Below are 13,814 nucleotides of genomic sequence, written 5' to 3'. Positions count from 1 at the left end.
TCACTTCACCAGACATTGAAAATCAAAAATTAATTTTGATGCTCGATGCTGTGAGTGCCCACACAGATTGCTTGATTCAAATTGTTAAAGAGCGTCACGCTTATCGCGTTGAGGAGGCGCATCTTACGCTCCTCACTTCTAAAGTCAAGCGGTTGTTTTCGCTTTTCTTTCGGCGCCCGCTTCACTGTGAAGCTAGCTCATCAGTCCGGCGTGTTGTGCCGTGCTGGTAGGGGCGCATTATAGGGATGGCAGCCGCGCTGGCAAGGGCTTTTTCAGCATAAATGTTCGTTCGTTCAGTTATCCAGCAAAGCGGGTGAAATACCGCCGTTTATGGCTCTCAAGCTGCTGCGCGTGGTTTTTAATTGAACATTTGAAAAGCCACTTTATAATTGTCTTTTCAAATGTTCATTAAGGTCGCCCCATGCACCAGATCCTCGACAGCCAGAAAGAAGAGCGGATCCTTCCCCTGTTTCGCCTCGGCTTTCGTCCCTTCTTCTTATTAGGAGCCCTGTTCGCCACGCTGGCCATGTTCGCCTGGCTAGGTCAGCTCAATGGCTACGTCTCCTTGCCCGGGTTACAGAACCCTGTCTGGTGGCATGGTCATGAGATGCTGTTCGGCTTTGCCGCCGCGATAGTGGCAGGCTTTCTGTTGACGGCGGTGCAGAATTGGACGGCTCATCCGGGCGTGCGAGGATGGCCGCTGGCCCTGGTGGTCGGGCTCTGGGCCCTGCCCCGGCTCTTGCTACCCTGGCTGGGTGAGAGCACAACGGTATTGATGGTGGCCGATCTCATCTGGTTACCACTCTGCGCCTGGTTTCTGGCCAAACCCATCATGGTGACTCGTCAATGGCGCAACCTCTTCTTCGTGCCTCTCTTGTTGCTACTGACTCTGCTCAATGGCGCCAGCTGGTATTGGCGCGCAGACTGGCTATTCGCGGAGCGGGGACTGATCGCCACCGTCTTGCTGTTCATCACGCTGATTGCCGTCATGGGAGGGCGTGTCATTCCCTTCTTTACTGCACGCGGTACCGGGCAAGATAAGGTACCTGCGCAGCCCTGGCTGGAGCGGGCGGCACTCGGCACACTCTGGCTGCTGCTTGCCTGCTGGCTGTCTCTGCCAGGTGACTGGTTGAACTCGGGCCAACTCGCCCCTCTATATATAGTGGCGGCCCTGCTCAACCTGTGGCGGCAACTGCGCTGGCGTCTGCCAAGTACACTACCCCATCCCCTGCTCTGGTCCCTGCATCTGGCGTATCTGTTTATTCCCCTTGGCCTTGCTGCCTTTGCCGCCCAGGCCATGGAGCTCCCCATCACAGCCTCGGCGGCCAGCCACTTTCTTAGCGCCGGGGCGATGGGTACCATGATATTGGCGATGATCGCCAGGGTCTCGCTAGGTCACAGCGGACGAGCCCTGCAGCTTGGCCGCCGCATCATTCTGGCCTTTGTCCTGATCTTGCTGGCTGGCCTGGCGAGACCACTGCTTCCTCTGCTCTGGCCCGCCCAGACCCTGCTTGGCTGGAACCTGAGCGGTGTGAGCTGGGCCCTGGCCTATGCGCTCTTCGTCTGGGTATATGCGCCCATATTGAGCCGCCCCCGACTTGACGGCAGACCCGGCTAAGCGGGTTGGCCGCTGGATGGCCCAGGAGGATTCAGCTCCGGGCGGGATAGTGGATCAGGTTATGGAACCTGGCTGGCTGCTCGCCCAGGTTGCGATAGCCATGGGGGCGGTCGGCGGCAAAGCGCATCGCTTCCCCATTGCCGAGGCGGTGCCACTCCCCCTCGACCAACAGCTCCATCTCTCCGGCGATGACGATGACATGTTCGGTCACCCCCACCTCATGAGCGTCGGATTCGCGCCGATAGCCGGGCAGCAGGGTCAGTTCAAACAACTCAAAGCCGACACTAGCCTCGAATGGAAAGAGCGGAGCGACCAACATTCCCTCCCCGGCGGGCTGCTGACGGATCTCGTCAGCGACCCGTCGCAGGGTTGCACGGCTGGGCTCTGGCGCCGGCTCGATGAAGCTGGAGAAAGAGACCCGAAAGCCGGTCGCAATCTTCCAGAGGGTTGCCACTGTCGGGCTGGATTCGCCACGCTCTATCTGACCGAGCATGGCCTTGCTCACCCCGGTTTCCCGTGCCGCGACATCCAGGCTCCAGCCTAGCTCACTCCTCAGGCCTTTTAATCGTTGTGCCAGATGCTGGCTCATGGTCTGCATGACAACCCCTTGTGCGTTATAGCGCTCAACCTTATACTCAGCCCTTATTGTACGTAATAACGCACAAACTGACACAAGGATGTCCCCATGCCATTCGCACTCCCCCATCTGGTCGCCGGCTTCATTGCCGTGCTGGTCGGTTACACCAGCTCAGTGGTGCTCATCATCCAGGCGGCCAGTGCCGCCGGTGCCGATCCCGCCCAGACCGCCTCCTGGCTCTGGACGCTGGGGATAGGCATGGGCCTTAGTTGCATTGGGCTCTCCCTTTATTACCGCACGCCCATACTGACGGCTTGGTCGACCCCGGGGGCGGCACTGCTCATCACCAGCCTGGGTCAATTCAGCCTGGCAGAGGCCATCGGCGCCTTTCTGCTCTCTTCGCTCCTGATCACCCTGTGTGGCATCACTGGCTGGTTCGAGCGGCTGATGCGGCAGATCCCGGCCAGTCTGGCCGCCGCCATGCTGGCCGGGGTGCTGCTGCGCTTCGGCCTGGATCTGTTCAAGCTCACCCCGACAGACCCGCTGCTTATCGGGGCCCTGTTGCTGAGCTTTATCGTCGCCCGCCATCTCTGGCCACGCTATACCATGGTGGTGGTGCTGGCGGTGGGGGTTTCCCTGTGCGGCCTGCGTGGTCAGTTGCAGCTGGCCGAGATCAGCTGGCAGCTGGCAAGCCCGGTCTGGGTCAGCCCGCATTTTTCCCTCGATGCCTTGTTTGGCATTGCTCTGCCGCTGTTCATTGTCACCATGACCTCTCAGAACATGCCGGGTATCGCCACCCTCAGAGCCCATGGTTATCACATTTCCTCTTCTGCCCTGGTGGGTTGGACGGGATTCATCGGCGTCATATTGGCCCCCTTCGGAGGCTTTGCCTTCAATCTGGCCGCCATCACCGCCGCCATCTGCATGGGCAAGGAGGTGGATCAGGATCCGACCAGACGCTGGGCGGCATCCGTCTGGGCAGGTGGCTTCTATCTGATCAGCGGCTGCTTTGGCGCCACTGTCGTCGCCCTGTTCAACGGTTTCCCGCCAGCCCTGGTGACAGCAATCGCGGGCCTCGCCCTGCTCGGCACCATAGGCAACAGTCTCTACTCGGCGCTGCAACACGAGAGGGAGCGGGAAGCCGCCCTGCTCACCTTCATGGTCACGGCCTCGGGCATCAGCCTGATCGGTGTAGGATCCGCCTGCTGGGGCCTGCTCATCGGCTGGGGCCTGTATCGGTTAAGGCGCAGCTGATCCTCATTTGTGGATCCCTCACATAGCAAAAGGCCAGTGCAGTGCACTGGCCTTTTTGTCGCTGGCAGAGCCACAGGCTCACACCTTGGGACGTACCCCCAGGGTGTGGCAGATGGCATAGGTCAGCTCGGAGCGGTTCAGGGTATAGAAGTGGAAATCCTTCACCCCTTCCTGGCTCAGCACCCGTACCTGATCGATGGCGATGCTGGCACCCACCAGGTTGCGGGTCATCTGATCGTTATCCAGCCCTTCGAAACGCTGGTGCATCCAGCGTGGCACCTTGACGTTGGTGAAACCGGCAAACTTGGCCAGGGTCTGGAAATTGGAGACCGGCAGTATGCCCGGCACTATCTCGGCATCGATGCCGATGGCGGCGCAGCGATCCCTGAAACGCAGGTAGGTTTCCACATCGAAGAAGAACTGGGTGATGGCCCGATTGGCACCGGCATCTATCTTGCGCTTCAGACTCAGCAAGTCTGATTGCGCGCTCCGGGCTTCCGGGTGCCCTTCCGGATAGGCGGCCACCGAGATATCGAAGTCGGCCTCGGCCTTGAGCAGCGCGACCAAGTCCGTTGCATACATCTCCGGCTTGTCGACGCCCTGGGGCAGGTCACCGCGCAGGGCAACGATGTGACGGATACCGCTGTTCCAGTAGTCGCGGGCTATGGTGCGCAGCTCGTCACGGCTGGCATCGATACAGGTCAGGTGTGGCGCGGCGATGAGGCCGGTGCGATCCTTGATGTCCTTGATCACCTTGTGGGTGCGATCCCGGGTACCCGAGTTGGCACCATAGGTCACGGAGACAAACTTGGGTTCCAGTACCTTGAGGCGCTCTATGGATTGCCAGAGGGTATTCTCCATCCCTTCGCTGTTGGGCGGGAAAAACTCGAAACTGACCCCTATGTCACCGCTTAAATCGGCCAGACTCTGGTTGAGTGCTTCAACCTGACGTGCACTGTGAAATCCCATCGCTCTACTCCCTGCCCTGCTCGCTGCTCTTCCTGACGCCAAATGAATGTCTGGACGTCTAAACGTCTTGCTATCTTTAAGACAAACCGCTCGAATGTCAATCAGGAAATGGCTCACCACCAAAATAGGGCCCATATGTGGCCACATTATCTCGTTATTGCGAGTTGGCTCCCATGCCAAAACGCTTTGGCTCAGGGTATGATGGCGGCGGATCGTCCTGGACGCTCTGAATCTGCGTGTGATTGTTTGGCCGGAGCCCCGCTCCGGCCCCTTTTTCAATATCCAGCCTCCCCTGCCGATAACCCAGTATCCCACTAGCAGGAGCTCATCATGGATACCCATCCCGGCTTTGCCACCGACCTGCTGTTCGACCGCTATCAGGGCGAGGTCAGCGCACATCCCCACTTTTGGGCGGTGCGCACCCCCACTGCCCCCGATTACTACTTCGGCAACTACCTGTTGCTGAGCGCGGCCCCGAGCGATCGGGACAAGGGCTGGCTGGAGCAGAGCTTCGACAAGCTGATTGCGACGGATCCCAGGGTACGCCATCGCACCTTCCAATGGCCTCTGGCCGAAGGGCAGAACAGCCGGGTTGCCGGCTTCGTTGCGACCGGTTACCAGTATATGGAGTGCGTGGTGCTGACCCTGGAGCGGGCGCAGTTGCTCACTCCCCCCGACAGCGCAGGAGCCCATATCCGTCCTTTCACGGCGACAGACTGGGCCGATTGGCTCGCCCTGGAGTTGGAGGAACGCGAGCCAGACTACCCGGCCGAGAGTTATCTCGCCTACCTCGAGAGCCGCCAACGGCTCTATCAGACCATGACGGACGATGGGTTGGGCAACTGGTGGGGTCTCTGGCAGGGCGATCAGCTGGCGGCGAGTTGCGGCCTCTTCTTCACCGCAACCCTGGGCCGCTTCCAGCTGGTGCGTACTCGCCAGGCCTGGCGCAACCGTGGCCTCTGCAAGCTGTTGCTCGCCCGGGTCGCCGAACAGGGCCTGATCCGGGTACCACAATTGGTGATAGTGGCGGACGAGCAGTATCACGCCCAGCGGGTTTATCGTGACCTGGGCTTCATCCCCACTGCCCGCATCGCCAGCCTCTGCCGCTGGCCCCGGGAAGAGGAAGCCCCCTGAGGAGCTTGCTCGGCGAGCATCGACATAGAGAAGGGAGGCCTTCGCCTCCCTTCTCTATTTCTGCAACCAGGTTCATCGGGCCCCGCAGCCAGTCACTGATCCCCCTCCAGCTGCTGAACCAGGGCCGCCTCCGTCTGCGGGCTGGCCGCAGGCAAAGGGGCGGCCTCAGCCACAGTGGCCGCACTGCCCTCGGCCTGCACCGGCACTGACGTCTGGGCGGGTGCTGTGGTCAGCGTCTCGTCGATAACCGGGGCTGTCACCAGGGGATCGCTGGAGGCCGCTGGAGCCTCGCATTGGCAAGCGGCGCCCTTGGCCTTGTTGCCCTGATGGGGGGCATACCAGGCCTTGAGCTCCTCTTCAAGCAAGGTCGCCGCCCCTTGCGGCGTCTGCTTGCCCAGCAGCACGGCCTGACTCTGGCTTGCCAACTCATCCCCCAGTTTGGGTTCGCCGCGAGACAGGATCTGCGTCGCAACCCGGATGGTGGAGTCACACTGATCCCGCCACTCCATCATCTCCCGCGCCGCCGGATTGCTCACCTCGAAGAAGTGGTTGGAGAGGGAGAAGAAGCCGGGCAAGGCATTGGTATACAGCTCGGCAAACTGGGCGCTGGTCAGCCACTGCAGGAAGGCCATGGCAGCCTCCTTGTTTTTGCTGGCGGGGTTGAGCCCCATGCCGATGTCGGTGTGATCGGTGAAGAAGCAACCGTCACCATGCTTGGCGACCGGGGGACGCATCACCCCGAAGTCCAGCTTGCCGGTGAAGGGGGCTATTTCCCAGGAGCCCGCCACATAGAAGGCCGCCTTGCCACTGGTGAACAGCTCATTGGTCACGGCGTAGTCCCGCGCTGCGGCACCCTCGCCCAGATAGGGGCGCCAGCGCGCCAGCTCCTCGAACACCTGCCGGTACTGAGGATCGTCGAGTCGCTCCTGGCCATTAACCAGCGCCAGGCGACCATCTTCCCCCTTCCAGTAGTTGGGGCCTATGTTCTGGAAGCCGAGCTCGGAGGCGACCCAGCTCTCGCTGCCGCTCATGGCCAGCGGCACATAACGGCCGTCTGCCTTCACCTTCTCCAATACCTGGAAGAAATCCTCCCGGGTCTCGGGCAGGCTCAGGCCCAGCTCCTTGAAGATCGTCTTGTTATAGAAGAAGCCGTGAATGACGGAGGCCATGGGCACACAGAAGGTCTGAGCCCCGGAATCCGTCTGCCAGGGCGACTGGGCGAAGCTCGGGAAGTTCTCCATCCCGGCCATCTCGGTCAATTCGGCGAGATAACCCGCCTTGAACAGTGCCAGGGAGTCATCAAAGGGGCGACAGGTGATGAGGTCCCCCGCCTTGCCCGCCTTCAGGCTCTGCCACAGGGTCGGCATGTACTCGACGTTCTGCACCCCGTTGAATGTCACCTGGATGCCCGGGTGAGCGGCCTCGAAGGCCGGAATGATCTTCTGCTCCCACAACGCCTTGTCATCTATCCGCCAGCTCTCGATCACCAGCTCACTGGCCATCAGCTGACCACACAACAGGAGACTCAGGGCTCCGATCCACTTGTTAGCCATAAGTCCTCTCATACCTTGAAATGGGCGATCAATTGCTGCTGCTTGGCGACCAGATTGGCGAGCACCTCGCTGCTGCTGGCCGATTGACGGGCTTCCCGCTCCGTCTCGTAGGCCACCTCGGCAATACCGGAGATGTGGCGAGCTACCCCCTGGCTGACCGAGATCTGCTCCTGGGCCGCGTGGGCAACCTGATCCGCCATCGACTTGATGGCGCTCATCCGCTCGGCGATGGATTGCAGGGCCGCATCCATCTGGCGGGTCTGGTCGACACAGCTGCCGGTCTGCTCCTGGCTGCGGCCCATCACCTCGACGACCTGGCTGCTGGCGCTCTGCAAGTTTTCGATCATGGCCTGGATCTCTTCCGTACTGGTCTGGGTCCGGTTGGCCAGTGCCCGCACCTCATCGGCCACCACGGCGAAGCCGCGACCGGCTTCACCGGCCCGGGCCGCCTCGATGGCGGCGTTGAGCGCCAGCAGATTGGTCTGCTCGGCGATGCCGCGAATGACGTCCAGAATGCTGCCGATGTTGTGACTGAACTCCCCCAGCTTGTGGGTGATGCCCACGGCCTCGGCCATGGCACCGGCCAGCTCTTCGGTAAGGCGGCGAGTCACGGCGACCTGCTGCCGACCGGCGCGAGCCTCTTCGTCGGCAAGATCGACTTCGTGTTTGGTGCCATCGGTGGAGCGAGCCACCTCGGTGGCGCTCACCTCCAGCTCGGTGATGGCGGCGGCCACCTGATCGGTCTGGCTCTTCTGATCCTGCACCCGGGCCATGGCTCGCTCGCTGATCTCGGCGGCGCGACTAGCCTCCTCCACCAGATGGCGGGAACCGGCATTGATCTGAGCCAGCAGTTCACCCGTCTTGCCCGCCAGGGTATCGATGGAGCGAGACAGGCTGCCGAACTCGCAGCGACTGCGATAATCGATGCGGCGGGTCATGTCCCCTGCGGCCATCAAGCCAAGCTCATGACCAATGCGCTGCAAGGGGCGCTGTATGCTGCGGGCCGTGGTGTAACCGATCAGCAGCGCGGCGGCGGCAGACACTGCCGCCACCAGCAGGATCCAGATGCTGGCACTGCTGACGGCGTCATCGGCCAGGGAGCGGCTGGAGCTGGCGATGGTGCCGGCACTCTTGCCCATCTCATCGAGCTGGCTCAGGCTGCTGACCAACGCGGCATCGAGCTGCTGGTTGAGTTGAGTCAGGGAGCTGGCCAGCTGCTGGCTCTGGCGCATGGTGGCGAGCAGACCCTGTTTGCCGAGGGCCAACTCCTGCATCCTGTCCAGGTTGGAGACGAAGCGCTGCTTGACGTCGGCGGGCACATCGACCCGCTCCAGCCGCTTGCGGGCCATCTCGATATCCTTGCCGAGCACCCGCTCCAGTTCATTGAGATCCGTGCCTGCATCGGCGCGGCGTATGTTCTTCAAATCCCGGGCGATGCCGGAGGTGATGAGCTCAGCCTTGTTGCGCATGGATCGCTTGGCGGACGCCTGCTGCAACAGCAGATCCGCAGCCCACTGGTAGGTATCTTCCAGACGGATGAAGGCCATCTCCAGCTGGTGACGCTGGGCCAGGGTATCGACCCATTGGCTATGTTGACTCAGCACCTGACCCGCCAGGGCGAAAAACTGTCCCGTAGCCTGCTCCACCCCGGCGAAGCGCGACCGGGCCTCGTCCAGCTCGGTGAAGCGCCCCATCTGCTGACTCAGGGTCTTGAAACCGGCCTGCTGCTGCTCGAAGCGACTGGCCAGCTCAGGCAGGCTGCCGGCCTGTTCGCTGGCCCTGTACTCCAGTACCCAGCGGTTGCTGTCTTGCAACGCTCCCTTGAGGCCCGCCACAGTGATGACCAGAGGGGTGGCCTTATCCGAGACCTGAGAGAGGCCGTCACTGATCCCCCGTATCTTGAGGGCGCTGACGACCCCCAGCAGGACCAACAACAGCAGCATCAACACGAATCCGGCAATGATCCGCTGCACAATAGACAAACCCATGAGACATCCTCACTCGTTGGGGAAAGGGACAGTGCTGAGGGTATCGGCCGGGAAGTGAATAGTTGGAGCCTTGATAGGGGTATTTATGCCCTTGAAACAGCAAGGGTATCAATGGAAACCATAAAAAAGCCCGGCAGCGCCGGGCTAAAGGGACGTGCAGTGCAACTCGCGAGTATTAGAAGCGGTAGCCGACGCCGACCATGAAGGCCACGGGGTCGATGGAGGTCTTGATCCCCTCACCGCCGTTGACGTGCACCTCGGTGTCTATGTCCATGATCCAGGCCGAGCCGTTGACGAACCAGCGGTCATTGATCGCCATGTCGATACCAATCTGACCGGCCACCCCCCAGGAGTCATCCAGCTTGACGTCGGCACCATCCAGGGCACCCTTGCCCTTCTCGCTGAAGAAGGTGGTGTAGTTGATGCCGATGCCCACATAGGGGCGCACCTTGCTTTGGGCATCCCCGAAGTAGTATTGGGCCATCAGGGTCGGTGGCAGCTGTTTGACCTTGGCGACCTCTCCCAGCCCCGGCGTGCTGACCGAGTGGGAGAAGGGGGTGGCGGCCAGGAGCTCGACGCCCCAGTTGTCGGTGATCAGATAGGAGAGGGTCAGCCCGAGCTGCATGTCGTCATCAATCTGGAACTCGCCCGAACCCAGTACATCGTCGCTGCTCTCCTGAGGAGAGACGAAGGCCAGGCCACCGCGCACCAGGATATCCCCGGCCTGATGGGCCATGACGGGAGAGGCAAAGGCGGCTGCGATCATCAGAGGAAGAAACTTGTTCATCACCATATTTCCTTTTTTAGTTTTCGTTCTGTGTTGTAAGCAGGGCGACTATAAAAGGATGTGACTGGCTGGTTATTGATTTAGCGCAAAAGTTACCAATAAATAGATAGATGTACGAAATAGCTTATTCATGCGCAAAGCGCCGCATGTGAATAACATAACCAACTGATTTAAAATGATTAATAATAATAACGTTCTTTATTTGCAACGATTAATGCATAAACGGAATATAAGTTTTGTGATACGAGTTGGCTATTTTTTGATTGCAGCTTGTTATCGGCTAGCGTATTTTCCGCATCCATTGTTGTCGAGTTGTCACCCTGTTTTTATGAAAAAGCCCTATCAGCCTCATCCCGTCACCAGCACACTGGCCGCTATCTTCGGCCTCGGCTCCCTGCTGTTTATCTTCGTCGGCTTCTGTCTCGGGCTCGCCTGGCTGATGGTGCGGACGCACTGAGGCTGGATAGGAGAGAGGGGCCCGATGGGCCCCTCTCTGTTAACGGTCACGTTGCCCGTTGTTCATATGTTGACTGCGGCGGCTATTCGCTCTGCGCTGCCTGGCGCGGTTTGCGCCCCTTGCGCACTGCCGGTTGGCTGGCTTGCCTGGCCCCATGCTTGTCCAGCAAGGGGGCCAGGAAGCGCGCCGTGTGCGACTCCTTGTTCTTGGCAACCTGCTCCGGGGTACCGGTCACCAGGATACGGCCACCACCGGCCCCCCCTTCCGGCCCCAGATCCACCACCCAGTCCGCGGTCTTGATGACATCCAGATTGTGCTCGATGATCACCATGGTATTGCCCCTGTCCCGCAACTGATGCAGCACCTTGAGCAGTTGCTGAATGTCGTGGAAATGCAGGCCAGTGGTCGGTTCATCCAGGATATAGAGGGTCTTGCCGGTGTCGCGCTTGGAGAGTTCCCGCGCCAGCTTGACCCGCTGCGCCTCCCCTCCCGACAAGGTGGTCGCCGACTGGCCGAGCCGGATGTAGGAGAGACCCACGTCCATCAGGGTCTGCAGCTTGCGCGCCACCGCAGGCACCGGGTCGAAGAAGCCACGGGCATCTTCCACCGTCATCTCCAGGATCTCGTTGATGTTCTTGCCCTTGTACTTCACCTCCAGGGTCTCGCGGTTGTAGCGCTTGCCCTTGCAGACATCGCAGGGCACATAGACGTCTGGCAGGAAGTGCATCTCCACCTTGATGACCCCATCCCCCTGACAGGCCTCGCAACGACCCCCCTTCACGTTGAAGGAGAAGCGACCCGGCTGGTAGCCGCGTGAACGCGCCTCCTGAGTGCCGGAGAGCAGCTCACGGATCGGGGTAAACAGCCCGGTGTAAGTCGCCGGGTTGGAACGCGGGGTGCGGCCGATGGGGCTCTGATCGATATCCACCACCTTGTCGAGCTGATCCAGCCCCTCGATGCTGCGATAAGGGGCCGGGGTCGACTCGGTCGCCTTGTTCAGCTCCCGGTGGGCAATGCGGAACAGGGTGTCGTTGATCAGGGTCGACTTGCCGGAACCGGATACCCCGGTGACGCAGGTCATGACCCCGAGCGGAAGATCCAGGTTGACGCTGCGCAGGTTGTTGCCGCTTGCCCCCTTGAGCTTGAGCCAGCGATCGGTGAGCGGGGTGCGCTGCGCAGGGACGGCGATCTCCTTGCGCCCCGAGAGATAGTCACCGGTCAGGGAGTCCGGGTTATTGATGATCTCCTCCGGGGTGCCTTGCGCGACGATGGCGCCGCCATGTACCCCGGCCCCGGGGCCTATGTCGAGCACATGGTCGGCGAGGCGAATGGCGTCTTCATCGTGCTCCACCACTATCACTGTATTGCCGAGATCGCGCAGGTGGGTCAGGGTCTTGAGCAGCCGTTCGTTGTCCCGCTGGTGCAAACCGATGGAGGGTTCATCCAGTACATACATGACCCCCACCAGACCGGCACCTATCTGGCTCGCCAAGCGGATGCGCTGGGCTTCGCCACCGGACAGGGTCTCGGCGCTGCGGGACAGGCTCAGATAGTTGAGCCCCACGTTGACCAGGAAGCCGAGCCGCTCGACGATCTCTTTCAAGATCTTGTCGGCTATCTGGGCACGCTGGCCGGTGAGCGCCAGCCCCTCGAAGAAGGCCAGGGCATCGCCGATGGATTGCTCGGCGATGGCGGAAAGGTTGCGATTATCGACGAACACATGGCGCGCCTCCTCCCGCAGTCGGCTGCCACCGCAGCTGGTGCAGGACTTGTTGGCAATGTATTTGGAGAGCTCTTCGCGCACCGAGTTGGATTCGGTCTCCCGGTAGCGGCGCTCCATGTTGTGCAAGATCCCCTCGAAGGGGTGCTTGCGCACCACCACATCGCCGCGATCGTTCATGTAGCGGAACTCGATCTCGGTTTTGCCCGAACCCCGCAGCAATACTTCCTGTACCTTGGCGGGCAGATCCCCCCAAGGGAGCTCCAGATCGAACTTGTAGTGCTCGGCGAGGGACTTGAGCATCTGGAAGTAATAGAAGCTGCGCTTGTCCCAACCGCGGATGGCGCCCCCGGCCAGGCTCTGGCTCGGGTCGTGGATCAGCTTGGCGGGATCGAAGTACTGCTGCACCCCCAACCCATCGCAGGTCGGGCAGGCTCCGGCCGGGTTGTTGAAGGAGAAGATGCGCGGCTCCAGCTCCGACATGGAGTAGCCGCACTCGGGGCAGGCGAAGTTGGCGGAGAAGGTCATGACCGGCACCTGCTCCTCGCCATCCATGGGCGCCACCAGCACGATGCCGCCGGAGAGGGTCAGCGCCGTCTCGAAGGATTCGGCCAGGCGCAGCGCCAGATCATCGCGCACCTTGAAGCGATCGACCACCACCTCGATGGTGTGCTTCTTGTGCAGCTCCAACGGGGGAGGATCCGAGAGATCGCACACCTCGCCGTCGATGCGGGCGCGGATATAACCCTGGGCCGCCAGGTTCTCCAGCAGCTTGCTGTGCTCACCTTTGCGATCGCGCACCACCGGGGCCAGCAGCATCAGCTTGCTGCCTTCGGGCTGGGCCAACACCTGATCCACCATCTGGCTGATGGTCTGGGCGGCGAGCGGGATGGCGTGGGTCGGGCAGCGTGGCTCGCCGACCCGGGCAAACAGCAGGCGCAGATAGTCATAAATTTCGGTGATGGTGCCGACGGTCGAACGCGGGTTGTGCGACGTAGACTTCTGTTCGATGGAGATGGCCGGGGAGAGCCCCTCGATATGATCCACATCCGGCTTCTCCATCAGGGAGAGGAACTGGCGGGCGTAGGCGGAGAGAGACTCCACATAGCGGCGCTGGCCTTCGGCATAGAGGGTATCGAACGCCAGGGACGACTTGCCGGAGCCGGAGAGGCCAGTGACCACGATCAGCTTGTCGCGGGGCAGAGTCAGGTTGATGTTCTTGAGGTTGTGGGTGCGGGCACCCCGGATCACGATTTTTTCCATCTTGTTGCGCGCTCGATACGGTAACCAGAGCGGGCCAGTATGGCATAGAGACTACTGGATGAATAGACAGTCCAGACGGGAAATCATGGGGAGGAGGGACAATGGAATGTCTGGTCGAGCTCGCTCAGCAACAAGGTTTCCTGCCACAGTTGCAACCGTATTCTGACCTGGTAGGGGCAAGCCAGCCCCAGACTCAATCGCCCCAGGGCATGGGGTTGGTTGGCGACCAGTTCGGCCCCCCCGCTCTGGCGCTGATGACTGCGCCCTCCCGCCCCCTGACTCCAGAGATCAAGGGTGAAGGTCAGGGTTCCCGGCTCGGCGCTGTGCAGGGTCGGTGACACCGTGAGGCCGGTCGGCCCCTGCTCGGCATTGAGGCTTATCTTGGGGATCATCTTGGCCTCCTTGGCCGGGTCAGACTCGCCCGCCCAGACCGTTGGAGACAAGCTGAGCCACAGGAGCAGCATCACTAGCCGCCGGTGCAGGGGAGTGGTCTG

The 13,814-nt window shown here is 61.2% G+C and carries 11 protein-coding genes and 1 pseudogene; 5 read left to right on the top strand and 7 right to left on the bottom strand.

Going from position 1 to position 13,814, the window contains the following annotated elements:
* The coding region (locus M2366_RS17175) for a hypothetical protein (protein WP_259270247.1) at positions 1-230 on the top strand (230 nt) is incomplete at its 5' end.
* A 191-nt stretch (positions 231-421) separates the two neighbouring features.
* Positions 422-1,618: an NnrS family protein gene (locus tag M2366_RS17170; protein WP_259270246.1), complete on the top strand. Its 1,197-nt coding sequence runs from the start codon at positions 422-424 to the stop codon at positions 1,616-1,618.
* Positions 1,619-1,649: 31 nt separating this feature from the next.
* Here M2366_RS17170 and M2366_RS17165 read toward each other — a convergent pair whose 3' ends face one another.
* Positions 1,650-2,216, bottom strand: coding sequence for a helix-turn-helix domain-containing protein (locus M2366_RS17165; protein ID WP_259270245.1), 567 nt, complete (start codon positions 2,214-2,216; stop codon positions 1,650-1,652).
* An 87-nt stretch (positions 2,217-2,303) separates the two neighbouring features.
* On the opposite strand from M2366_RS17165, the gene M2366_RS17160 reads away from it, so the two are divergent.
* Positions 2,304-3,449 (top strand): benzoate/H(+) symporter BenE family transporter, encoded by a 1,146-nt coding sequence (locus M2366_RS17160; RefSeq protein ID WP_259270244.1) that lies wholly within the window; start codon positions 2,304-2,306, stop codon positions 3,447-3,449.
* 78 nt (positions 3,450-3,527) lie between these two features.
* Here M2366_RS17160 and metF read toward each other — a convergent pair whose 3' ends face one another.
* A complete protein-coding gene (gene metF / locus M2366_RS17155) occupies positions 3,528-4,418 on the bottom strand; it encodes a methylenetetrahydrofolate reductase (protein ID WP_005907772.1) in 891 nt (296 codons plus the stop codon).
* A gap of 330 nt (positions 4,419-4,748) precedes the next feature.
* Between metF and M2366_RS17150 the strand changes: the two genes are divergently transcribed.
* On the top strand, positions 4,749-5,552 hold the full coding sequence (locus M2366_RS17150) for a GNAT family N-acetyltransferase (protein WP_259270243.1): 804 nt from the start codon (positions 4,749-4,751) through the stop codon (positions 5,550-5,552).
* A gap of 92 nt (positions 5,553-5,644) precedes the next feature.
* Here the strand turns inward: M2366_RS17150 and M2366_RS17145 are convergent, their stop codons facing one another.
* From M2366_RS17145 to M2366_RS17135, 3 genes are all read right to left on the bottom strand, one after another.
* Entirely contained in the window at positions 5,645-7,105 is a 1,461-nt protein-coding gene (locus M2366_RS17145) for an ABC transporter substrate-binding protein (protein ID WP_259270242.1), read from the bottom strand.
* 8 nt (positions 7,106-7,113) lie between these two features.
* A complete protein-coding gene (locus M2366_RS17140; protein WP_259270241.1) occupies positions 7,114-9,093 on the bottom strand; it encodes a methyl-accepting chemotaxis protein in 1,980 nt (659 codons plus the stop codon).
* Between the two features lie 175 nt (positions 9,094-9,268).
* The gene (locus tag M2366_RS17135; protein ID WP_042042023.1) at positions 9,269-9,880 is read right to left on the bottom strand and encodes an OmpW family outer membrane protein; all 612 of its coding nucleotides are present in this window, start codon (positions 9,878-9,880) and stop codon (positions 9,269-9,271) included.
* Positions 9,881-10,208: 328 nt separating this feature from the next.
* Between M2366_RS17135 and M2366_RS17130 the strand changes: the two genes are divergently transcribed.
* Positions 10,209-10,337 carry a hypothetical protein gene (locus tag M2366_RS17130; protein WP_259270240.1) on the top strand — a complete coding sequence of 43 codons (129 nt, stop codon included), beginning with the start codon at positions 10,209-10,211 and terminating at the stop codon, positions 10,335-10,337.
* Between the two features lie 163 nt (positions 10,338-10,500).
* Here the strand turns inward: M2366_RS17130 and uvrA are convergent.
* Both uvrA and csgH read right to left on the bottom strand, forming a co-directional pair.
* Positions 10,501-13,320 (bottom strand): annotated as a pseudogene (uvrA, locus tag M2366_RS17125) (excinuclease ABC subunit UvrA); the annotation flags it as partial.
* An 83-nt stretch (positions 13,321-13,403) separates the two neighbouring features.
* Positions 13,404-13,712: a curli-like amyloid fiber formation chaperone CsgH gene (gene csgH, locus M2366_RS17120; protein WP_259270239.1), complete on the bottom strand. Its 309-nt coding sequence runs from the start codon at positions 13,710-13,712 to the stop codon at positions 13,404-13,406.
* Between the last annotated feature and the right edge of the window lie 102 nt (positions 13,713-13,814).

The sequence above is a fragment of the Aeromonas sp. BIGb0405 genome, from assembly GCF_024807335.1.
Taxonomy (GTDB): Bacteria; Pseudomonadota; Gammaproteobacteria; order Enterobacterales; family Aeromonadaceae; genus Aeromonas; species Aeromonas rivuli.
This window is presented reverse-complemented; position numbering and strand designations above follow the sequence as displayed.

Excerpts from the sequence above, each read along its gene's own strand:
- M2366_RS17170 (WP_259270246.1), top strand. The coding sequence starts at position 422 with ATGCACCAGATCCTCGACAGCCAGAAAGAAGAGCGGATCCTTCCCCTG.
- M2366_RS17165 (WP_259270245.1), bottom strand. The coding sequence starts at position 2,216 with ATGCAGACCATGAGCCAGCATCTGGCACAACGATTAAAAGGCCTGAGG.
- M2366_RS17160 (WP_259270244.1), top strand. The coding sequence starts at position 2,304 with ATGCCATTCGCACTCCCCCATCTGGTCGCCGGCTTCATTGCCGTGCTG.
- metF (WP_005907772.1), bottom strand. The coding sequence starts at position 4,418 with ATGGGATTTCACAGTGCACGTCAGGTTGAAGCACTCAACCAGAGTCTG.
- M2366_RS17150 (WP_259270243.1), top strand. The coding sequence starts at position 4,749 with ATGGATACCCATCCCGGCTTTGCCACCGACCTGCTGTTCGACCGCTAT.
- M2366_RS17145 (WP_259270242.1), bottom strand. The coding sequence starts at position 7,105 with ATGGCTAACAAGTGGATCGGAGCCCTGAGTCTCCTGTTGTGTGGTCAG.
- M2366_RS17140 (WP_259270241.1), bottom strand. The coding sequence starts at position 9,093 with ATGGGTTTGTCTATTGTGCAGCGGATCATTGCCGGATTCGTGTTGATG.
- M2366_RS17135 (WP_042042023.1), bottom strand. The coding sequence starts at position 9,880 with ATGAACAAGTTTCTTCCTCTGATGATCGCAGCCGCCTTTGCCTCTCCC.
- M2366_RS17130 (WP_259270240.1), top strand. The coding sequence starts at position 10,209 with ATGAAAAAGCCCTATCAGCCTCATCCCGTCACCAGCACACTGGCCGCT.
- csgH (WP_259270239.1), bottom strand. The coding sequence starts at position 13,712 with ATGATCCCCAAGATAAGCCTCAATGCCGAGCAGGGGCCGACCGGCCTC.